A 21,460-nucleotide genomic window follows, 5' to 3' on the forward strand; every position below is an offset into this window, starting at 1 on the left:
TTGGGCAAGTGCCGTTTTTCGGCGTCGGTGAACAACTCAAAATAGTTCTTGATACTCATTTAAATATCCTTTGATTATCTGCCTGTCTTTCTACCCGCCTTAATGGTGGCGTTGGCCAATTCCTCGGCATACTCCTCTTTTAGCTTGTCATATTTCATTTTTTTTGCCAACAGATCCAAAGCCTCCCTGACGACATCCCCCTGGGATACTGATTTCTTGTCAACGACGAATTGCTTCAACCATTGAAGGTCGTCCAAAAGCTCTTTGGTCTCTGGCCAGTCCCTTACTGTAAAGGCGACACGCTTTCGTTTCTTGGGCTGTTCCGATACTTCTTCCTCGGCCTCTTCCCAATCAACAAACTTTTCTTTGATCACTTTGTCTCCACCCATAATTATCAGTCTATTTTAGTTAATATTTCCCTTACCAATTTACTGTAATCCTTAGCTGACCTCGATTTTGGGGCCACTTCGAAAATGCTGTCGCCCTCTTCCGTGGCATCAGCGATTTTTGCGTCCTTCCGGACATATGTTTTTATAAAGTACTTCTCCGGCACCCCTTCCATCACTTCATCGTAATACTTTTTGAAACGCCTGGTGTTTACTTCGACAATGTTGAAAAACACTCCGCCAACCTTCAAGCTGGGATTGAATTCCTTCTTGAACGCAAGGGCATCGCCCATAAAATTGGCCAATCCATCAACCGCAAATTTTTCATGGACCAAGGGGATGATAAAAGCATCCGAAGCATAGAGGGCGATTTGGTTCAATTTGGGCTGGAGCTTACCGCCGGCATATTTGTTTTTTAGGTCGGACGGGGAACAATCGATAATGGCGTAATCAAACTGGATGTCGTATTCATTCCTGAACATTTTCTCCAGGATGGCCAGCCGCTTCTTCAGAACTTCCAAAGGGTACACTTCGGTATCGATAAGGTCCGAACCGGCAAGAATATAAAGATTCGATTTTTTGTTCTTTAGACGAAGGCCGGGTTTCCCTTTGAGCATGTCAAAAACCGTATAGGGATAATCATCGGGTATTCCATAGCCAATGGAAAGATTACGCTGCGCCTCAAAATCAATCAGCAAAACCTTTTTGCCCCTCTTGGCCAAGTATGCTGCCATATGGATACAGGTTGTCGTTTTGGTGCACCCGCCCTTTTTATTGATAACCGATATTACTTTCACAATAACTATTTATAATGCAATTTATGCAACTTATGTTTGCAAAGCAAACAAAGTACACAATGATTGCATTTATTTTTTTAAAGGTAGATTTTTACCCCTACATTTGAACAGGCTGTTTTAAACCAGTCTTTGTTTTTATGAAAGGGCGGCCATCCATAAGCCGCCCTTTTCTCATGCAACAAAAAAGCCCGCAAATCAAAGACCTGCGGACTTCCAACCTTAACAAAAACGACCTATGCGCTTTTGAGCAATTCGTTCTCTCTTTCAAGTTTTGCGATTCGCTCCTGCAAACGCTTTTCACGTTTGATTCTCTTTTCCTCGTATTCGGCTTCAATGGCCTCGATGTCCTTTTTCAAATACGGTCGTACTGCGGTATAGAATGCAATGTTAACGTGGTTGTTGGTATGGTTCAATTCCCCAAAGTGAACTTGTCTGGCCATCACAAAGCGAATCAGCTTATGAAAGTATTCTTTCTTAAAGTTCTTCCTAAACTGCTCGACCACTTCTGCCCTACTCTTCTTTTCGGTATTGCCCAGGAAGCCTTTAAAGAAATCCCTTTGGCTATACCAACTTAAATGGTTCTCAAAAAGAGTGAAACAAAATGCCACCATTTCATCCGTACTCAATGTTTTCTTGGTATTATGGTACTCCGATTCTCGAACCATCTTGATCACGTCCTGAAACTGCTTATTGTTCTCCAACTCTTTTTTTCGGACTTCCCTAGTGTTCATCTTTTGGATTTTCTCCGTGGGGGTGCAATCGTCCATCTTCTTTTTGTCGATGGGCAAAGCGTGAACTTCGGGGATAGTTTCTTCTTCGGCCTTCATCAATGCTTCTTGGGTAACATAGGTATTGGGGTCAACAATAACCCCCTTTGAATACCCAATTTCAGGAGCGTTGGCATAGGCTTCAACTTCCTCGTTGTAGCTTTCCATACGCTCTTCCAGTTCCTCGTTCACTTCTTCATCGGTCCAATCCTGCCAATGGTATTCGTTTCTGATGGATTCCGCTGTGGGCTTTACGGGTTCCGTTAAGATGTCCATATCATCCAAGAGATGGATTTCCAAGCCGTTTTCTTCCATAATGGAAAGGATTAACTGGTTGTCCTGTGAATCCGAGTTATAGCTTCTGAATTTGGGTATCAGCAAACGACCATCCTTTTTTACTTCATCGATAAGGTTCAAAAGGGTCTTGGTCTTTTTGGTGGCATAGCAACTGGACTTGGTACAGATTTGTTTGCCATCCCCAAAGAGACTTCCTTGGTTGATGGAATTGAATGGACAAAGGGTACACGCCCCTACCTTGGCTACCAAGTTTGCATCGTCTGTTTTAAAGGGTGCTTTCGCCAAATCAAAGGCTTGGCGGTTACAGGCGTTCTGTACATACCTTTCCTTAAATTCCTTGCCCATTCCCTCTAAGATCAAATGCTGTTCCTCTGCGGGGAACGAAGCCACGGTTACGGCTTGTGAAATGGTCATTTCCTTGCTCCGCACAAAGGTTTTGAACCCCTCGATAAGTTCAGAAAGTTTGATACGGGCGTAAACGAATTTCTTGTTGCGCCCGATACGGTTTGCAATTTCCTCGGGGGTAAACTTGGTTTTGAGCATAGCAATGGCTTCCGCTTCCTCTACGGGTTCAACATCCTTGCGCTGAAGGTTCTCGATGATCTGTACTTCCAAAATGGCATCTTCATCCAATTCCCTGATCATACAGGGTATGGATTTCCAGTTGAGCATTTTGCATGCCCTGTACCTACGTTCGCCCATAACGATGATAAATTTCTTTCCTGACGGTCTGACCGTGATGGGCTGTAACAGACCTACCTTTGCAATACTGTCGGCAAGTTCGCTGATGTCCTGCACCCTAAAGGATTTCCTCGGCTGTCCGGGGTCGGGTTTTATCGACCCGATTTTCAATGATTGAACTGTTTGATTTTCCATAATCGTCTTTGTTTTTATTTACTTCAATATACGAAATAAATACAATAAATGCAAGCATTGTTTGCTTTGTTTACATTGTTTTTATTGCAATTATTGATTACGGATGTTGCATTGAAATACAGGGTTTGAAGCGGAGCGAAAAACCGATTAGACCCCTTTAAAGACAAGGCTCCCCCGAGGTGGGGTTAGCCCCTCCGTCGATGCCGATGGGTCTGGCCGTGCCGAGTGGCCTAAAGGCTTTTGGGAGCTTGCGACCGTATCGGAAAATCGGGAGGGTTCCCCTGAAAGTGGGAAACCCGATTCTCCGGAAAAGCATTGCCGGCCAGTCCATGGGGCACGGCCTATATTTGCCGTCGATAGAAGGGGGCCCCGCCGAGGGAACTGGAGCCTTGACAATTAATGTGGAGTGCCACCCCTCGAAGTCCTTGCCGTAGAGGGCAAGGGTCGCCTTTGGCGGGGCTTTTGCTTTTCTGCAAAAGGCATGACAAAGGCGACACGGAAAGTGCAAGAGGGTAGGGGGCAGGACTTCCGATTTCTCCCCCGGATCTGGCGTGTGTTTTTGCCTTTTCCGCAAAAACCATGACAGTATCCGGACGGCACAAAAAAAGCCCCTGTAAAAGAGGCTTATATATTGCTTGGGGGAGACTTTCTATCCTTTCAGGGCAATGATGCCCAATAAAACCGAAATAACCGTTGTAGCTATTCCTATGACCCAAATAAAGGTCTTTAACGTATTCTCCATACGTTCCTCGACCCGTTCCATTCTGTTGATTACCTTGTCCATATCATTTTCTACTTTATAGTCGATTAAGGCAAAGATAGTTTTTTTCTCATCCTTGCTGAAATTGGTCTTTCCCATTAACTGGTGTATCTCCGCTAGTTTCATATCTTAATGCTTTAGGGTTAGTACTCGCTAGGGAGCAAAAGGGTTCCGTTCGTATAATAAAAAGCAATCACGTCCAAAGGGAAATCGGTGTACCGATATTCGTGTACGTGCAATAGCTTTCCGTTGCCGTTCGTGTATTCCAAAGTGCCTTTCTCATTTTCGCATGACAACTGGACTTTGATAAATTCCGATTTGTCCTTTAGCGCATCACATTGGATGCTCACATCGGAAACCAACCAATGGGCGTTGCACGAATCAATGACGTATTGGGCGCCATCCGTCCAGATGACGTTGCACAATGGATGCTTATAAAAATTCTCCGTACCGTGGAACTGTGCCAAGTTCTCACGTATCTCTTGTGGGCTTAAAGTAGTTTCCATAGTCTCTTACGTGCTTTTACAAGGGTTTCGGAAATAAAAAAGGAAGGTCTTTTCGGTGGCTCAATGACCTGGGCATCGATAACGTGGATTTGCTCGACCCCGTTGGCCTTGGTTCGCTCCACTATAACATCTGTTGGGAGTATGGTGGTGTAGGAATCCTTTTTCTTGTCAAAGGAAAGCCCACGGCTATTTTGACTATTTTTGTCTCTCATGATTATAACTGTTAAGGTTATGATTTAAAAAAGGGCGAAAGAGTTGAAAGGCTTCGCCCTTTTTACTGCATCAATCCTATTCTTCTTCCGTGGTTTGATTGGTGGATGCATCACCATTGGTTGCTGACTTCCTACCGCCGAACATCACGATTTCATCCGCTTTGACTTCGGTAATGCTTCTTTTGATGCCCTCTTTGTCATCGTAGGTTCTGTGGGTCAATTTGCCAGTTACACAAACTTCGCTTCCCTTTTGGAGATAGTTCTCTACCACGTTCACACGCTTGCCCCAAACGACAATGTTGTGCCATTCGGTCTGTGTAATCGCCTCACCGTTGTTATTGGTGTAGGTTTCATTTGTAGCCAATGAAAACTTCGCATTTTTACTGCCACTTTCAAAGGTCATGATTTCGGGGTCTTTGCCAAGATTCCCGATTAACGTTACTTGATTTTTGATACTCATAACTGTTAAGGTTTTAAAGGATTAATACTTATTTTAATACCTATACAATATACGCAATAAATGTAATAAATGCAAGCATTGTTTACATTGTTTTCATATTTTCTTTTTTTTTCGCAAATAACTGTTTTATAGATATTTATGATATATCAGAGCCCTTAAAGATGTTGGGGTTCCCCGAGGTGGAGTCATCGCCCCCGTCGATGCCAAACCAACTGACCGTGCGAGTGGCCAAAAGGCTTTTGGGAGCTTGCGACCGTATCGGAAAATCGGGAGGGTTCCCCTGAAAGTGGGAAACCCGATTCTCCGGAAAAGCATTGCCGGCCAGCTCATTTTGCACGGGCTATCTTTGCCGTCGATGGGAGAGGCTTCGCCGAGGGAAAAGGAACCCAACTGCAATTATCTGGAGGGCGCCCCCATGAAGTTCTTGCCCTGTACGGCAAGAATTGATCATTGGCGGGGCTTTTGCTTTTTCGCAAAAGGCATGACAATGACAACACTTTGTGCAAATGGATAAGGGTGCCCGACTTCCGATTTGGACACGTTCCCAAGGTGGAAAGGAATACTCGTCCTTGAATACCGTTAGTTGTAAATCTCCTGCTCCATCTAGCCCTAGATGGCACTACATTGCCACTTACCATAACATCCTTTTTGATACGTCAACATAATTCCTATGCAAAGGTCTGGACGGTGCAAAACGGCACTACCATATGACAAAAATTTTCGGCCTGTCGGGAAAATTTTGGCTTCGGTCGCAAGCTTCCCATATGGGGCCAATTGCCCCCTGTGTCCTTGTCCTCTCTGGCATGTAATTAATGTTTAATCAAAAATTTAGCGTTATGTCCAAAGTAAAGTACAATGTAGCACAGACCATCGGGAGCTTTAAAAATGAAGCAGGCGAGAAAAAGTACAACTATCTAAACCTAGGGGTAGTCATCGAGAAAGAGAATGGCCACCTTTCCCTAAAGTTGAACGCCCTACCACTTCCCAATGAAAAAGGGGAAGTCTGGGTGAACCTTTACCCCGTTGAGCGGGAGTATTGAATAATGGCCACAAGCCCCATAATGGGGCTTTTTTTTATGCCCGATCAAAACAGGCTGATTTGGTTGGTTTTTGAATCCACGATGATGTCCGCCACCTCCTGAATTGGGCTTTTGGTTTCCCCTGAAGATTGCGCTGGAACTTTCTTGTGTTCTGGAAGGCCCAATTTCACCCTTATGTAATCATAGGCATGGTTTACGTTGTCCACGTACTCTATTTGGGGTACGCCCTGAAGTGTAAGCCATCGGTTCACGATAAATGCTCCCCTGAAGCTCTTACCTGCAATGAGGCCATTATCGCAAATTACGATGCCGTGGATGCCGTGGTACATCAGGTTAAGGGCGCTCATCCGTGCGCACGTAAAGTCAATGTCGATAAGGCTGTGGAACATGCCAGGTTTGACGCTGTTGCTGGCCAACGAAAATCGGGCCGAACCAGAACAGGGGTCGTTGAAGTTTTGGGCTTTTTTGTCAAGGGTAAGCTGCGCCATGAGCTGGCATACGTGAAGCGGGGTGAAGAACTGGGCAAAATGTTTGTTGGTAAGGCTGTTGGCCTCGTAAAAGGTTCCGAAGACATCGTAAAAATCATTGTCCGACACTATCATCCTGTCCAAGATGTGTATGGTCTCATGGATGAGCTGGCCGAACAATTGCCGTTCCTTCTCGCTGTACTTCTTTCGGATGGCCACAAGGTCGATTTTGTAATCGAACGACCAGGCATTGATGGAAAGGTCCAAAAAATCCTGAAAGATGTAATACGTGCCGTACCTACGTGAAAGCGAATCGAAGATGTTGCCGAACTTTTTCAGTTCCTCGGGCAGTCTGTTTTTAGCCATAATTTTTGTGTAAGGGTTACTACTCATTTTTCTCATCGGCCCTTACACGGCCACAAGGTCCACAAAGCCATGAGGCACGAAATGGTGTGTGGTTCTGTGGTCGTCCCTTTGCTTGTGGAAAAATGGGGAGTGCCCTCAATGGCCCGAAGGATAGGGCAGGGGCAAGGCAAGTGCATCACTTTTGGAGTTCTCCCGTGAGGATCCACGACCTTTAGGACGGGGCGATGGGGGGAGTGGTCCCACGGTGGGGGAACGGAGAAACGTCATGCTCTTGTGCACGGTTCCGAGGGTGTTGGTGCTTTTGGAGGCGGTAGGACTTCCGAATGCGTACCGGATCTGGTACGCTCGGAGTGTCCGAGAGACGGAGAAAGTGCCAACTCCCGCAGGAACATGGGAAGTGCTACTCGGATAGGATTCTTGCGGAATGCTTGTTTGACCTTTCTTCCCGTATTCGGGGTGCATCAGGGATGGAGCGTAAATCCATTTTATGGGGTTCCTAGCGTGTTTTGCATGAGGAAGCGACCATGAAGCTACCGCAAGGCTTAAAACCGCTTAGAACGGCTCAGAAATGATTGTAGGGATAGCCCGCTAGGATGCCCTAAATCTTTTTCACAACGGTATTTCGGTACTCCTTTTTTACGACCTCGTACAGCTCTCCCAAACGCTTGTGGAAATCAATGGTCATTTCAAAGGTAAAATCCTTAAATCCCACCTCCAGCTTTTCTCCCGTTCCGATCCTGCCCCTTACCAAAAAGACCTCTGGTTTGCTATTGAGTTCCGTGTCCAACATCTGCTCATAAGGCTGGGCGGCGAAAGCAAGTATGTTCGTAATCGGATGCTTTGAAAAAATCACCCGAAACCCGATTTCCCGATATTCTCTTTTGTACTCCATTTATCATGTCCAAAGCATCTTTTAGGGTCGGGGCTGTTCACCAAATCTAGGGCGTTGGCCCCAAATGTCAATTTCATGGGTTCATTGCCCATTGCGGCCAGCCCTCTTTTATCGGTTCAAATCCCAAAAACCCACAAGATGAAAAACTTTGAAATTATTTTAAATGTAGGAGAAGACCGCGCAAATTGCATCGAAATAGACGAACCGAGGGATTTTATCGTTGTCGATTACGAATCCCTTTAAAATCATGTAGTTTACCAGCAGAATCGGACAGTATACTAAAATCTGGATTCAAAGGACACTCTTTGAGTGTCCTTTGTTGTACTTTAGTGACAGATTTGAAGTTATATAAAAGTAAGAATCTACGTTAAATAATGTTAATAGAAGTTGTAGAAGTAAAGCTGATGTAAGGTCAAAAAAGCAAAACGGCTAGGTAAATTTGGGTAGTTATTAACCCTAAAATTTATTTAGTTATGAAAGTACAAAAAGCAATTTTTGCCCTAGCCGTATTATTCACTTTTGCCGTATCAACTTCTTGTAGTAAAAGCGACATCGCTGAAGAAGATGCCTTAATCAATGCAACAGAGGAACAAGCAATCGATAGGGACGAAGTTAAGAACGAGGACACATGATTCCCTTTGGGTAGTAGTGGCACTCATTTTTGTTTCATCACTGCCCTATCTTAATGAAGTACTTACGGTGAAGACCGAAGAGGGTGCCGAATGGGCGCATCTTTTCGGTCTAAACCGGTTTATGCCCGATGCGGAAACAAAGGTATTGGGATTTTCGGGGTATCGTATGTTTCTGTACACCTTTTTGATGTTCCTTTTTACGACCTTGGGCTGGTTGGCGTGGTACTTGGCATCAAAGAATAAATTTTATCATAAGGCCCTGCTTGTTCCCGTTTCTTTGGGATTCTATCAAATCGTCATGATTCTAGGGGGATGGAGAAGCACATTGGCCAATAGCTGGGAAGTGAAGGTTGGGCTGACGCTCATTCTATCGGCTGTACTGTTCTTTTCCCAACTAAAGGAAAAGCGGTTCAATCCTGTAACAAGTATAAAATGGCTCTTCATCATTTCAGTAACCGTAATGCCATTTTTTCATGACATCATAACAGAAAAGGCGACCGCTGAACTAAGGTGGTGGGTTCCGAAAATCGGAGTGGAGAACGCACTGAGGGATGCAAATGGAAAAGTACTCGGGTTTGGAAGCTATCGTGCAGCAGTGTATTTCTTTCTGCTCCATTTTTATGCGCATTTAGGCTGGCTCGGCTCATTTATTTATTACAATCACAATCGAAAGGGGATTAGGCCTTTCTTATTGGTGCCTGTAATCATCAGTTTCTTTTCTTTGATTCTCTTTATTCTGGACATGCAAGAAACCCCCTTCGGCGCTCCGGACATTAAATTTTATATAACAATTGGTCTAAGCGTCCTGTTAGCTTGGAACCTATTTTTTAACGATAAGACAGGAAGGACAAAACAATTAGAACCTAATAAAACCGCAGAAAATGGATTTTGACAAATTACGTTTAGAGGAAACGGGAGAAAAGAGCGACGGAAAACGTTTCGGCTATCTCTCGAACCTTACGAAGGGGCTTGATAAAATGCTCCAAAAAGTTAATCATGTTATGCATGATATTGACGAATCAAAACCTTACACCCTAGATTTAGGATTGGTGGATAGCGAGTATTCGAAAGTGGGGATAGGGGATATCGATGAGTTTTCTACAAACCATGCTTTTAGCCTGTCCCTGATTCAAGGTTTCTCCAGCGATAAGGTGGCTCAACAGGCCTGTTACGAAGAAATCCGTGCTTATCTCTGGGAAAAGAAAAAGAAAGGTGAAATTCAGTAATGCCTTACTATTCTGAATCCTTGAGGTTTAAAACATCATTGATGTAATCAATGTCGCTCTGACGGTATTTGTCCAATCTGGGGCCGTCAATGAATGCGTGTATGTGAGGGTCGAGCTTGCCCGTCATGTCTGAAGTGAGTTCTGCGTAAAAACCGTGCAACCGGTACAAATGGTACTTAACCCCCGTATAGTCTACATGATGTTCCAAAAAGTTGCAGTGCTCCCAAAATTCTTCGAATTGGTCATAGGTCTGCATGCCTAAAAAGGTCTTTATATCCATATTCAATAAGGGATTTGAACTTGTGGATATTCAACTTTATCAATAATCTCGGGGTAATCAGAATTGACGGTACTTGAAAACACATCCTTACTTACGGAATAAGCATTGATTTGATCCTGGGGCAAATCATTGTTGATGATTTCAAAAATATCGTCTTCCCCAAGGTCATCGGATAGCCATTCTTCAATTTGATTTTTAGCCAATGGAACCACTTGGCGGTTTTCGCCATCACGATTTTTCTTGTTGTGGATTATAGCGTACTTGGATCCTTCCGGAGCTTCCTTAGTCAAAATTGAAAAGGTTACATACTTATCTGGAGTAATGCTATAAATCCCTGCCAAACTAATGATAGGGGAATCCTTTTGCTCGAAGTAATAGGGCACTTTGAAATTCTTTGGCTTTTCGCACGTATGGGGTTCATAGAATCCTGAAAGCGGTATAACGCACCTTTTTGTCAATGCACTGTGTTTGTACTGCCAAAAATCAAATAGTTTTTCGGCCTGTGCATTGAGACCGGCTCCCCAAGGAATGGCTTTTTTATAATATGCCTCATAATCTTCCCCTGGCTTATTATATGGCAAAAGACCCCACATCATAGGGGTCATGTGTGTACTCCTTTGCTGGGGTATCACCCAAAAAAAATCGTGGGAATATCCGTTGGAATGATGGTAAATGAATTCACGGCCTTCCTCTTTGGCCGGTTCCGAACGGGTCACCCCAAAATCGATTTCAAGTTGTTCTGCTGTTCGGACTATTCGCGCATGGAAACACATTTTTATTGATTTTGATGAAAAATGAAGTTAAAGCATTTTCTTTAAGTGTTCAGGAATGTTTTGGTCAAATTCCCTGTATAACTCTCCGCCGTCCAAGATGTCCTTAACCTCCGAATAATAACCTTTTTCCTCACTAAAAGACAATAGGCGTCCGATAGTGTTCTGATAAGCATCTGCGAGCGTTTTTTGGTTCCCTGGCATCATCGGAACTACTATCCTTCCGTTCATTTTCCAGTTATACTCTTCCATCCTATTAAGTATTTCTCTTCGTCCGATGTATGCTAGCGTTAACAGGTCGTTTTCAAAGTCTTCTGCATTTGGATTGGATAAAAGGTTTTGAAGCATCTGATATTGCCCGTTGAAAGCCTGAGCTAGCTTATTATATTCAAGCGGTTTTCTTAAAAATTTCATGTTTGGTTGGGTTTATTTTTTTTTATGGACTCGTTTAACAATGTTGGTTACTACGCCCCAAATATTAAGGGTGATATCTCCACTGATTTCAATGGGTTTGTATTTTGGGTTTTCGGGCATCAAGTAAATTTTATCATCTTCCTTTTTGATACGTTTTACCGTAAACTCCCCATCCACGAAGCAGACGGCTATACTGCCATCGTATGCCTCGATGCTGCGGTCAATGACCAAAAGGTCGCCATCGTCCATGCCCGCCCCCTGCATGGAATCTCCGTTCACACGGGCGAAAAAGGTGGCATCGGGGTCGTGGATAAGCTCTCTATCCAACGAAATACGATCTTCTTTGAAATCATCAGCGGGTGAGGGGAAACCGCATGAAATGCCCCCGTCGAAATAAGGCACTTCGATGGCCATGCTTTTACCGGGCATCAATATTTCAAGCTTCTGTTTCTTCTTTTGGGTAATGTGCATTTACTGTAATTATATCGTCAAACTTACTGGTGTATCTAGGGGATAATTGGTTGCGGTTCATCTTCCATTCCCGCTTCAAATCTTGGCTACCCAATTTAACAACATTGAAACCGGAAAGCAAATTGATTCGGTCAATGGCTTTCATGAGGGGCAAATGTCTGGGGTCGGAGTTTTGGAAAACGTTCAATTGCTTCGATGCCGAAGGGGTTAGCGCCATGACCATAATGCCCGCTTTTTTGTAGTGGTATCCTTTTTTGAAAATCATTTTAAGACCTCTTACGGCGTGTTTGGTCAATTCCATGGTGGAATTCGTCGGGTAGGTGAGCTTGATGCAAACGGAGCGGCCATACTGTGGCAAATGCTCCTTAAATGGGTTTGTCCGAACGAATACCTGAACCAAATTGCAATCGGAGCCTTGTCTTCTCAATTTTCTACCGCAAACGGATGCAAAGGTGGCAATGCGTTCGTGCAATTCGGAAAACTCGGTATAATCCTTATGGAAAGAACGTGTACAGGCAATTCCTTTTTTATTTTGGACTTCTTCCATTTGGATTGAGGGTTTCCCCATCAGGTCATGTTTGAGCCGTAGGCCAACTACGGTCATGCTATCCCTTACAAAGTCGTCGGGTAGTTCGATAAAATCAAGTGCGGTACGAACGTTCTGCAATTGCAATATTTTTGCATAGCGGCTCCCAATCCCCCAAACATCACCGATTTTCAGCCACTTTAGGGCTTTTGTTCTCTTGGTATCGGTGTCCATCAGATACACCCCGCCCGTTCTATCGGGGAACTTTTTTGAAATCCTATTGGCGACTTTTGCTAAGGCCTTGCTTGGGGCAATTCCTATCGATACGGGAATGCCTGTCGCACGATGGACAAAGGTTTTAATTTCCCTGGCATAGTTCTCCAGATTGAAATGTTCGAAGCCCCGGAACAAAAGAAATGCTTCATCGATACTGTAAACTTCCACCTCCGGACAGTATCTAGAAAGTATGTTCATCACCCTGGAGCTCATGTCGGCATAGAGTGCATAATTGGACGATTTGACAACTACGTTGTGTTTGGTAAAAAAGGATTTGTACTCAAAGTAGGGTGCGCCCATGGGAATGCCCAGGGCCTTTGCTTCGTTGCTCCTAGCGATACAACAGCCGTCATTGTTTGAAAGCACCACTACGGGCTTACCGTTCAGGGAAGGGTCAAAGACCCGCTCTGAAGATGCGTAAAAGTTGTTGCAATCGATAAGTGCGTACCAGTTCAATTATAGTCCAAATTTTGGACCTATAAAGCTAGGGTGAAATTGAATACGCAAAAAGACTTATCCAAAAAATATTTAGAGGTCAAGCAAACAAAAAGGATAAGGGTTGATTCTATCGCCGTTCTTCCATACCTCGAAATGGATGTGGTCTGCGGTACTTTTTCCCGTGCTTCCCACAAAACCGATGATTTCTCCCTTCTTTACGGTTTGGCCCTCTTTCACGATGAAAAGGTACATATGGGCGTAACGCGTCTTAAAGCCATAATCATGCTCAATAACCACCTGGTTTCCGTAACCGGTTTTGGATACCTTTATACTCTTTATGGTTCCTGAAGCAGCGGCATGAATTGGTGTTCCCGCCTTGGCAGAAATATCAAGGCCAAAATGGGGCTTGTTCTTCTTGTCGATAGGGTGAAAGCGATTTCCGAACTTACTGGAGAAACGTTTCAATTTTTTTGGGTTCAAGGGGTTGATGGAGGGCACGTACTTGAATTTTGAACTGAACTTTTGCACGTCATCCCCAAGGATTTCCATTAATTTTTTTACATCCTCTGCAGAGGCAGATTTATGTAAAAAAATATCGACGGTTTTAGAAAGTTTTTTTGATGAGCCGGTCTGTGCAAAAAGGTCGTTCCCAAGGGGAGAAAAGGTCAAAAAAAGCAACCACAAAAAAAGTACCGGAACTGATGTCTTCGGCATCCTTATTGTGGGGATAATCGTATGTAAATAGAGTAGGGGTAAGGGATGCGGGATATTCATAGGGGCATTTTTGTATCTTTAACTACCGAACACAAATCTTACGTTATGAGAAAATACTTACTGACATTTGGAATGCTTGCCATCCTATTATCCTGTGATAATGATGATGACAATGTAAGCCTAGACAATAGGGAAGAAGCCCTTTTTGGCCAATGGGAATATGAGGCCATCAGGTCCAATACGGCTGTGGATATCAATGGTGATGGAACGGTAAACGTTGATTTGTTCAACACCAACGAAATCCGCCAATGCCTAAAAGACAATCTTACCTTTTTTGCTGATCGTGGGGAAGGTGAAAAAGATGCGTATTCTATCAACGAAAATGGTTTAAGTTGTGGCGAAGTGGACGCTTTTAGCACTGTGGAATCTGATAGATATGAGCTCATCAATAATGAAATCCTTCGCTTTGATAACAGGAACGATATGACTATTATCGAGTTTTCACAAAACCGTCTCGTAGTTGAGCAGGATGATTTTTTGGACGACCAAGATGTTGTCATAACCTATACATTTAAAAGGAGTTAAAAAGGGGGCGCTTGGCCCCCTATTGTTTATACTCTTACAACTGTTCCTGAAGTCCAATCGCTCCACTGGCCGTTGCTATCCCTAACACGTACCTCGTAGTCTTGATCTAAATATTTCAATCTGCTCTCTCTTGGTTCTTCCTCCATTAAGAAATATCTATCAACACCGGTTCCCTGGGCATTGTTGTAGTTGAAAACTTCATTGTCCCATCTATTGGTACTACGATTAAAGATGCGGATTTCGACCTGTTCCAATGTTGCCCCGTTGTAGGCCTCGGAACAATTTGCGGCGAAACACGTATAGATCCTAACTTGGTAGTCGCAACCGTTCAGGCCACCACAACTCACATTATGCTTCTCCCCTTTGGCCGTTACTTTAGGCCGTTTGAACATTTCAATGGATTCGCTAGTGGTCTGGGATTGACCTGTGGAGTTTTCTACACGGATATTGATGTTGAAACTCTCATCCGTTTCCGGCGTAAACTGCATGGGTGCGCTGCCGTAATCAATCGGGATTACTTCCCCTTCAGAATAGGTTATGCCTTTATAGCGCATGGTTCCAACACTGGCACCTGAAAAGGTGAACACCATTGTATAGGTTACTGATGGGTCGTGCCCGCCCGGTGCATTGGTAAGGGCCGTCAAGTCAAAAGGAATATTGATATACTTGTCTTGCGCTGACTGGCTGATGTTTAGGGTAAACGGTTCCTCGTAAATATCAAAATCGATATTGAAGCTGGCCGTTTTGGTAACGTCCGAAGATGACCGTACCGTAAAGGTTACGTTATGGTTCCCTTCCGAAATTCCCGTATACGTTCCTGAAAATGCGCCAACTGGAACGGCAAACGTTTCCCCTGCGGAGTAGGTTTGGCCATCAAACTCGAAGCTACCGTTATTGCTTCCTGAAGAGAAGTACATTTCGTAGGTGTCGCCCCCGATACCAATTTCAGAAATGTTGAAATTGGCCGATATTACTTCATTGGTAAATGCGGACGATTCCGAAGCCGATGCGGTGAAGTTGTAATCTTTGGCATTGGCGGTTATCGAAATAGTGACCTGTTTCTCTAGGCCTGTATCATTTTGGGCCGTGAACGTTATACTGATAGAACCATCGTCGGTTCCTTCCAAACTCCAGTTAAAGTTTCCTTTCGGCACGTCATAGATATTACCAGGACTTACCACGGTTCCACTGGCATCCTTTATGATGGCGTTCCCGTTCATGGTAAATCGCATACGGTAATTGCTGGATCCAACACTCTCGGTAATATTGAAATTGAGTGCGGTCGTCTCGCCTACCGAAATTTCGGTTTTTTGCGCCCCTCCCGTAAATGAAAAATCGACCTGATCGTAATTGATGGTGGTGTTGGCGGTTCTGGTAACATCGGAACCTGATTCAACACTCAATACGATATTGTGCTGGCCAGGCTCTTCCCCTGTATAGGTAATGTTGGAATTGCCGGCACTCAATGGGAAGGTTTCCCCTGGTCCATAATCCACACCGTTAACGGTCATTTTTCCGTTGTTGCTCGAAGAGTAAAACGCCTGATAGGTGTCATTTGCTCCGTCCGGAACTTCATCGATATTGACGATGATGTTTACGGGAATGTTTGAAAACTCCGTGGGCTTGGATGGGGTCATAGTAACGGTAAAATCGTTGTTGCCAACGACCACTGTAACCTTTTCTTCCAATATCTGGCCATTGCTATCCCTTAACAGGAAAGTAATTTCATAGGTTCCTGCTTGGTCGCCGATAAAGTCATACGAAAAGCTCCCTGGATTGACGGTAAAATACTGGCTTGGTGTAATGGCGGAATTACCATTGTACAATTGGGCAGGTCCACCGGTAATAAAGTAATTCAACTCATAGGAAACTCCGTCAAAATCTCCTTTCTCGATTAGGCTTAATGAAATGGTTCCACGCTGGCCAACCAACACTTCGCTATCGTTGGCCGATGCGGTAAACTCCAATTCCAATTGGCGGGCGGTCAAGTCGATTTCCACGGGCCCCACTTCCTGGCCGAAATTGTCCGTTACCATAAAACTGATTTTATGCGCTCCCAAGCTTTCGGGCGTATAGAACAAAGAGAAGTTTCCAAGGTCCACGCCATAATCGGTATTGTTCTGGATGGTATTGCCGTTAACCCCAGTAACCTTTCCGTTCCCTTCGGTTACATTGAAGGTCAGGAAATAATCAATATTAGAGGTGTTCCCATTGGATTTGATGTTGAAATTTAATTGGGTTCGCTGGTTCACGAATACCTGGTTGCTCTCCGAATTACCTGAAAAGGTAAAGGGAATATTGGCGACCTCGATTTCGACACTGTCCCTCTTTGTTTGGCCGTTTGAATCCCTTACATCAAAGTAAATCTTGCGTTGGCCAAGCTCGTCATCCTGAAAGGTGAAATTATAATTGCCCGGATTGATGTTTCTAAAAGTGCCTGGATCCATCACACCGCCGTTTTGGTCGCGGACGGTTCCAGCTCCTTGGCTATCTGAAGAAAAGGCGTGGCTTATCTCGTAGGTAACATCGGATTCCTCGTCCTGGGTCTGAAGGTCGATATTGACGGCAAGGTTTGTATTCAGTTCAACCTGTGAAGATGAAGCTGTTGACCTAAAGGTAAAATTTAGGTTGCCTACGGTCAATAATAATTCGTTGGTGATTTTTGCACCGTCCGGAGCGGTTGCCGTCATCGTCAATTTGTGTTCTCCCAAGGTTTCGGGCTGATACCCAAATTCGCTTACCCCTTTTGGCAACGTAAACGGTTCCCCGGCTTCATAGGCGGTATCGCCCAAATACAATTTGCCCGTGCCGTCCTCCAGTTGGTAGGTTACTTCAAATTCCTCGGCACTTTCATTATCTGGGTTGCCCGTGTCCTTATCCCGTAACAAAGTAACGTTTACGGGGTTCGGGGTGTTTATGATAAATTCCTCTGTACCCTTGTTCAAAAGGAAGCTGAAGATGGCATACTTCGTATCATAGAATAGCTCCAGTTCTTTTTCTAGGCTGTTGGAATCCCATGCACGTAGTTTTACTTTGTGCATGCCGGTATCGATGGCCATGTAGTTAAATGAAAAATCGAAGTCTTGCACGAAAATGGTATCGGTTTCCCTAATGGTATCGTTCTCGGGGGTCATATAATAGCCCTTTCCGTTCTCTACGCTGTATTGCATAAAGTATTCAACGGAAGTAACGACCTTTTCAGGCTCTAGGGAAAAATCCGTTTTGGATGCTTCAAAAACAAAGCCTTCCTTTTCGTTGTCTGCGGTAAATGTAAAATCAAAGGAATCTTGGACGATACGGTCAAAGTCCTTACTACAAGCTAGGATTAAAATAACGCATAGTACGCTTGAAAACACTATGCGTAGTGGGGTGATGGTTTTCATAACAGTGTTCCTTTAGTTCTTAAAATAAAAAGTAGCGTATTCCTACGCCTGCGTAGGGATAAAAATTCCCTACATCCGAGTTGACATGGTAATATTCATTTGCTTTTATCAATAGTGAAAAATCGTCTCCCAATGCAAGTTCCGCCTCTGCGCCTATCCAGGCACCGTAAATAAATTGGCTTCTTCCATCGATAATGGCCCCGTTGGGCAGTTCATTGCTTCCGTTGTTGATGACCTCGTAACCGAACAGCCCTCCCCCTCCAGCATGGACGCTAAAGGTTTTTATTCGGGAAATATACAATCGGTACATTAGCCCTGGCTGTATGGTGAATACGTTGTAGGGAATATCTTGGGTTCCCCTATCCTCGGCAAAAGCGGCCAAAACGCTTATCTGGAAATATTTGAATCGGTTGGGGTGGAAATTGAAGGTTCCCATTGCGGCGAACCCATCTTCCACATATCCACCACTAACACCTACTGAAGATGCCAGGTTGCCCCTGCGTTGGGCAAATATCGAAGCGGTGCATAAAAGGCACATAATAATTAAAAATGGTGGGGCTTTTCTTTTCATATACTTAGAATCTTTTGGGGTTGTTCAATAAACCGTGATCGATCTCTAGGGATAAATCCCTGTTCCCGTTGCTTTCGTCCAAATCGACCACTAGGACTTTGTTGCGATCAAGCGTCATTTTCTTTAGGACCACCACAAAATGGTTTTCGGTGTTCCCTTCGACCCTCTTGGGGATTTTGTATTCCAAAAGCACTTCATCATCGGTGAGCTCGGTCTTTTGATTACTACTGCTACCCTTATAGGCCGTTGCCGTGCTGAACTTTACAAAATTGATATCCAGATCTACCCCTTCCTTGTTCTCCAACCTAAATTGCAGATACAGTTCGTTTTGATTGTAATACACCCCTTTCAGCCATAGAAAAATATCATCGTTTCTTGCAAAGAATCGTGGTATTCTGGCCTTATCGAATTGCATGTAATAACACCGTAACCTGTAATACTCTTTGGGGTCGGATTTATAAAGTTCCGCCGTGGGCTGTGCGGTTTCATCGCCCTGTTCCGCCTCTGGTTCCGTTTCTTCCAATACGACGGTTTTGGTTGCAACCGGTTCTGTGGCCACTGGTCCAACCGTTTCATCATAATTGCCGTTGGTGCCTACCTGTTGATAGCCTTTATCGATGGTTTTCCCTAAAATGTTGGTAACGGCTTGGTCGGGTGATATGTACCAGGCAGGCTTTTTTGGTTTTGCCGATAGCTCCAAGGTAAATTCATAGGAATTTCCATTATCGGTTATGGCCGTTAGACTGGTATAATCCTTTTTATCTGTTGCCCTTTCATTGTAATAGAGCTTCAGGATGCGTTGGGCGAATGAGCTTCCTTCATCACGTTTGAAATCCATGAAGAATTTAAGCTCGTCCCCAATAAAGGCCTCGGATATATTGTCTGGAAAGACCACAACGACTTTATCGTTTTTGGAAACTTGAATGGTATCGTTCTGGGAGAATCCCACAAACGACATGAAGGAAATAAATAGTGGGGTTAATATTTTCATCTGTCGGGGGTTGTTAGGATAACTTCGTGATTATTGACTAATAAAATTTTGTCTTTCTCCTTGTATTTCTTTTTTCTGAAGAATTGGGAAAAAGCCCTAATAGCGGATGTACCTAGAGGAATGTTCGCTCTGGCCGTAACCTCTCCAGCCGTTTCTTCGAGTGTTCGGGATTCTGCTTCCGCTTGGAACTCCCTGAACAATTCACCGGCACGTTTGCTGTACATCCCCGTGTTTCCATCCCGCACGTCTTTGGCAATCAGTATCACCGGAACATGGTCGATGTTGGTCAGGCTCATGAGCACTCTTGAACCTCTTATATTGGCATTGGCGAATAAAAAGGTGTTCTTCTTAAAAGTGTTCCCTTTATACGTCAAGGGTTCATCCAAAATCAATGTAACCCTATCGCCCGGGAGTATGAACTGGTCTTGATAAATACTGGCTTTGAAGTATAGGGGCGGTTCCGATACCGAGGCCGTGGTATTGACCTGTGCGGATGGGGTTGAAATGTCCTGAGATCTTGCCAAACGCTCTTCCCTGGCTTTCAGTAATTCTTCCCTGTATTTCCCCTCTTTTTCGGCTTTGGTGAGCGGCTTAGTGGTTTGGGTTCCTGCGTTGCCCGATACCACTTGCTCGGCCTTTCTCTGTCGTTCCAAAAGTTCGATTTGGCGCTGGAGCTCCAGCACTTTCGGGTCGTTTTCATCTTCGTAAAGGGAATCGCCCTCATCCAACATTTTTTCAATGCTGTTTTTCTTCGTCCGGTGGGGGTCTATCATTTCATTGTCGGCATCAAAAAGATTGCCCTCTTCGGATTCCATCATGTCCTCAAAAGTGAACTCGGAATTAGTCTGTGATCCCGGAGAGGATTCAAAACCCTCATATTCCGATTCACCGCTGCCGGCATTCACAAACAGGAAAATGACACCAATGCTTAGGAGCCCTACAATGCTTATGATAATAACCTTTGATCTATTCATTTTCCAGCCTTTTATAAATTTGGGAGTAATCGGTAAAGAAGAAGCCTGTTTTGTTCTCAGGATAATTCGGTGTTCTCGTATCGATGTTGCCCCTGGCGACAATCCTGAACCGTTTTATTTCATCCAGCTCATCGATGGTCAATATAGCCGAAAACTCAACCGAATACGGAAAGGTTTCGACATCCATCCGTATAATCCGTTCAAACTCTGCCTCATAGGTGTAACCAAGCTGGAGCGCATCGTTATAGCCACCATTTTTTTGATAGGTCTCGAATATCCGTTTCGCATCACTGCTGTTGATGTAAAAAAGGCTTCGTGCCTGGTTCGCTTTAATATTTAACCTGTCAAATGAATTGACATAATAAACAGCGGCCTCGCATTGGTTAAAAACCAATGTTTCCAACATCTTTTCCCGTTGGACCACTTCAGAATTTAATTGCTTTCCGGATTCGTCCGTTACAATGATTTTGTTGACGGTGCTAACATGGACAAAGAACGCCCAAATAAGGACGGCGACAACGATAACGGCACAGCAAACCATAAACCATTTGGTAAGCGAAACACCCTGTTTTTTGGCGTTCTGAAAACCGTTGTACTGCTTTTCAAATTCTTCGGTATCCATCATATCATATTGTTTATTTTAATCGCTACGAAGCGGTATAGGTAAATCTTGACCCCGATCAGAAAAAGGACTACGAACATATTGTAGTCGCCTTGGTCAAAAAATGCCTGAAATATGCCCTCTGCGAAAAAATTGGCAATCATGAAACCAGGTATGTACAGGTAACATTTGTACATCTCCTTTATCCACTTTCTAAAAACTTCATCGGTGTCCTTGCTCATCAGTGATATAATGGCAAATGGGGCCTGGAACTCCAGTAGAATAAGCCAGACGTAACGCCCCGCAATGACAATACTGAAAAGATAATTGTCAATGAGCAGCGCCATGGGCTTGATGGCTATTACGCTGAAATAACCGATTACCCAATCCCAATCCAGAATGCTGTTGATTACGCCCCCCTCGGTTATCCGTTCGTCCTCTTCCAAAAGGGAATCCCAATAACTGACATTGGGCTGTACACCAACGATGTTCAAAATTCCCTGTTCTATTTGGGTAAGGCCCCATTCCAAACCACTGATGATTACAGGAAAGAAAAGCATGAGGCCGATGTATGGAAAAAGCGGGGTCAAGAGGTCAAAAAACTTCTTATAATCCTTTACGTTCTCCCGCGACTGTTTGTAATAGACTTTCGAGACGTTCCGGACCACCAAGAACAAACCAACGGCATACACAAAAATGTATGCGCCAATAAGCACACCGTTGGTTTTGAAATCCCGATATACCTGTTCTACGTCGCTAATTCCGATAAAGGATTCATCCAT

General features: G+C 44.2%; 27 protein-coding genes. 6 read left to right on the forward strand and 21 right to left on the reverse strand.

The window, feature by feature from the left end; translation table 11 throughout:
* Window positions 1-74: 74 nt before the first annotated feature.
* From AACP56_RS17480 to AACP56_RS17510, 7 genes are all read right to left on the reverse strand, one after another.
* Window positions 75-389, reverse strand: a complete 315-nt coding sequence (locus AACP56_RS17480; protein ID WP_246905385.1) for a hypothetical protein — start codon at window positions 387-389, stop codon at window positions 75-77.
* A gap of 5 nt (window positions 390-394) precedes the next feature.
* Window positions 395-1,183, reverse strand: coding sequence for a ParA family protein (locus AACP56_RS17485; RefSeq protein WP_339338997.1), 789 nt, complete (start codon window positions 1,181-1,183; stop codon window positions 395-397).
* Window positions 1,184-1,416: 233 nt separating this feature from the next.
* Window positions 1,417-3,123, reverse strand: a complete 1,707-nt coding sequence (locus tag AACP56_RS17490; protein ID WP_339338995.1) for a ParB/RepB/Spo0J family partition protein — start codon at window positions 3,121-3,123, stop codon at window positions 1,417-1,419.
* A 649-nt stretch (window positions 3,124-3,772) separates the two neighbouring features.
* Entirely contained in the window at window positions 3,773-4,009 is a 237-nt protein-coding gene (locus AACP56_RS17495; RefSeq protein ID WP_339338993.1) for a hypothetical protein, read from the reverse strand.
* Window positions 4,010-4,026: 17 nt separating this feature from the next.
* Complete coding sequence (locus tag AACP56_RS17500; RefSeq protein ID WP_339338991.1) at window positions 4,027-4,389, reverse strand: DUF6876 family protein; 363 nt, start codon at window positions 4,387-4,389, stop codon at window positions 4,027-4,029.
* Window positions 4,374-4,601 (reverse strand): hypothetical protein, encoded by a 228-nt coding sequence (locus AACP56_RS17505; RefSeq protein ID WP_339338989.1) that lies wholly within the window; start codon window positions 4,599-4,601, stop codon window positions 4,374-4,376. Before AACP56_RS17505 ends, AACP56_RS17500 begins: the two co-directional genes overlap by 16 nt.
* A gap of 76 nt (window positions 4,602-4,677) precedes the next feature.
* Window positions 4,678-5,061 (reverse strand): single-stranded DNA-binding protein, encoded by a 384-nt coding sequence (locus AACP56_RS17510; protein WP_339338987.1) that lies wholly within the window; start codon window positions 5,059-5,061, stop codon window positions 4,678-4,680.
* Between the two features lie 506 nt (window positions 5,062-5,567).
* On the opposite strand from AACP56_RS17510, the gene AACP56_RS17515 reads away from it, so the two are divergent.
* A complete protein-coding gene (locus tag AACP56_RS17515; protein WP_339338985.1) occupies window positions 5,568-5,726 on the forward strand; it encodes a hypothetical protein in 159 nt (52 codons plus the stop codon).
* A 171-nt stretch (window positions 5,727-5,897) separates the two neighbouring features.
* Window positions 5,898-6,101 (forward strand): hypothetical protein, encoded by a 204-nt coding sequence (locus tag AACP56_RS17520; RefSeq protein ID WP_246905400.1) that lies wholly within the window; start codon window positions 5,898-5,900, stop codon window positions 6,099-6,101.
* A 44-nt stretch (window positions 6,102-6,145) separates the two neighbouring features.
* On the opposite strand, the gene AACP56_RS17525 is transcribed toward AACP56_RS17520, so the two are convergent.
* Window positions 6,146-6,934: an N-6 DNA methylase gene (locus AACP56_RS17525; RefSeq protein ID WP_339338983.1), complete on the reverse strand. Its 789-nt coding sequence runs from the start codon at window positions 6,932-6,934 to the stop codon at window positions 6,146-6,148.
* 598 nt (window positions 6,935-7,532) lie between these two features.
* Entirely contained in the window at window positions 7,533-7,826 is a 294-nt protein-coding gene (locus AACP56_RS17530; RefSeq protein WP_339338981.1) for a hypothetical protein, read from the reverse strand.
* A gap of 473 nt (window positions 7,827-8,299) precedes the next feature.
* Here AACP56_RS17530 and AACP56_RS17535 point away from each other — a divergent pair, with 473 nt between their 5' ends.
* The 3 genes from AACP56_RS17535 to AACP56_RS17545 are packed head-to-tail and all read left to right on the forward strand — an operon-like array spanning window position 8,300 to window position 9,684.
* Complete coding sequence (locus tag AACP56_RS17535) at window positions 8,300-8,458, forward strand: hypothetical protein (protein WP_339338979.1); 159 nt, start codon at window positions 8,300-8,302, stop codon at window positions 8,456-8,458.
* Between the two features lie 16 nt (window positions 8,459-8,474).
* On the forward strand, window positions 8,475-9,350 hold the full coding sequence (locus AACP56_RS17540) for a hypothetical protein (protein WP_339338977.1): 876 nt from the start codon (window positions 8,475-8,477) through the stop codon (window positions 9,348-9,350).
* On the forward strand, window positions 9,340-9,684 hold the full coding sequence (locus AACP56_RS17545; RefSeq protein WP_339338975.1) for a hypothetical protein: 345 nt from the start codon (window positions 9,340-9,342) through the stop codon (window positions 9,682-9,684). The genes AACP56_RS17540 and AACP56_RS17545 overlap by 11 nt, the downstream gene beginning before the upstream one ends.
* 7 nt (window positions 9,685-9,691) lie before the next feature.
* Here AACP56_RS17545 and AACP56_RS17550 read toward each other — a convergent pair whose 3' ends face one another.
* The 6 genes from AACP56_RS17550 to AACP56_RS17575 all read right to left on the reverse strand — a co-directional run bounded on the left by AACP56_RS17550 (window position 9,692) and on the right by AACP56_RS17575 (window position 13,633).
* Complete coding sequence (locus AACP56_RS17550) at window positions 9,692-9,964, reverse strand: hypothetical protein (protein ID WP_339338973.1); 273 nt, start codon at window positions 9,962-9,964, stop codon at window positions 9,692-9,694.
* A gap of 2 nt (window positions 9,965-9,966) precedes the next feature.
* On the reverse strand, window positions 9,967-10,737 hold the full coding sequence (locus AACP56_RS17555; protein WP_339338971.1) for an SOS response-associated peptidase: 771 nt from the start codon (window positions 10,735-10,737) through the stop codon (window positions 9,967-9,969).
* A gap of 27 nt (window positions 10,738-10,764) precedes the next feature.
* Complete coding sequence (locus tag AACP56_RS17560) at window positions 10,765-11,148, reverse strand: hypothetical protein (protein ID WP_339338969.1); 384 nt, start codon at window positions 11,146-11,148, stop codon at window positions 10,765-10,767.
* Window positions 11,149-11,160: 12 nt separating this feature from the next.
* Window positions 11,161-11,577, reverse strand: a complete 417-nt coding sequence (locus AACP56_RS17565; protein ID WP_445227712.1) for a LexA family protein — start codon at window positions 11,575-11,577, stop codon at window positions 11,161-11,163.
* A 7-nt stretch (window positions 11,578-11,584) separates the two neighbouring features.
* Window positions 11,585-12,877 (reverse strand): Y-family DNA polymerase, encoded by a 1,293-nt coding sequence (locus AACP56_RS17570; protein ID WP_339338965.1) that lies wholly within the window; start codon window positions 12,875-12,877, stop codon window positions 11,585-11,587.
* Between the two features lie 72 nt (window positions 12,878-12,949).
* Window positions 12,950-13,633, reverse strand: a complete 684-nt coding sequence (locus AACP56_RS17575; RefSeq protein ID WP_339338963.1) for a M23 family metallopeptidase — start codon at window positions 13,631-13,633, stop codon at window positions 12,950-12,952.
* A gap of 45 nt (window positions 13,634-13,678) precedes the next feature.
* Here AACP56_RS17575 and AACP56_RS17580 point away from each other — a divergent pair, with 45 nt between their 5' ends.
* Complete coding sequence (locus AACP56_RS17580) at window positions 13,679-14,158, forward strand: hypothetical protein (RefSeq protein WP_339338961.1); 480 nt, start codon at window positions 13,679-13,681, stop codon at window positions 14,156-14,158.
* Between the two features lie 26 nt (window positions 14,159-14,184).
* On the opposite strand, the gene AACP56_RS17585 is transcribed toward AACP56_RS17580, so the two are convergent.
* Genes AACP56_RS17585 through AACP56_RS17610 form a run of 6 tightly spaced genes read right to left on the reverse strand, consistent with a single transcriptional unit; the run spans window position 14,185 to window position 21,460 of the window.
* Window positions 14,185-17,541 carry a TraQ conjugal transfer family protein gene (locus AACP56_RS17585; protein ID WP_339338958.1) on the reverse strand — a complete coding sequence of 1,119 codons (3,357 nt, stop codon included), beginning with the start codon at window positions 17,539-17,541 and terminating at the stop codon, window positions 14,185-14,187.
* Between the two features lie 19 nt (window positions 17,542-17,560).
* Window positions 17,561-18,112, reverse strand: a complete 552-nt coding sequence (locus AACP56_RS17590; protein ID WP_339338956.1) for a conjugal transfer protein TraO — start codon at window positions 18,110-18,112, stop codon at window positions 17,561-17,563.
* A gap of 4 nt (window positions 18,113-18,116) precedes the next feature.
* Window positions 18,117-19,103 carry a DUF4138 domain-containing protein gene (locus AACP56_RS17595; protein ID WP_339338954.1) on the reverse strand — a complete coding sequence of 329 codons (987 nt, stop codon included), beginning with the start codon at window positions 19,101-19,103 and terminating at the stop codon, window positions 18,117-18,119.
* A complete protein-coding gene (gene traM / locus AACP56_RS17600) occupies window positions 19,100-20,077 on the reverse strand; it encodes a conjugative transposon protein TraM (RefSeq protein ID WP_339338952.1) in 978 nt (325 codons plus the stop codon). The genes AACP56_RS17595 and traM overlap by 4 nt, the downstream gene beginning before the upstream one ends.
* On the reverse strand, window positions 20,070-20,702 hold the full coding sequence (locus AACP56_RS17605) for a hypothetical protein (protein WP_339338950.1): 633 nt from the start codon (window positions 20,700-20,702) through the stop codon (window positions 20,070-20,072). The genes traM and AACP56_RS17605 overlap by 8 nt, the downstream gene beginning before the upstream one ends.
* Window positions 20,699-21,460 carry a hypothetical protein gene (locus AACP56_RS17610; RefSeq protein WP_339338948.1) on the reverse strand — a complete coding sequence of 254 codons (762 nt, stop codon included), beginning with the start codon at window positions 21,458-21,460 and terminating at the stop codon, window positions 20,699-20,701. The genes AACP56_RS17605 and AACP56_RS17610 overlap by 4 nt, the downstream gene beginning before the upstream one ends.

This window comes from Croceitalea sp. MTPC6, assembly GCF_036985525.1.
Taxonomy (GTDB): Bacteria; Bacteroidota; Bacteroidia; order Flavobacteriales; family Flavobacteriaceae; genus Croceitalea.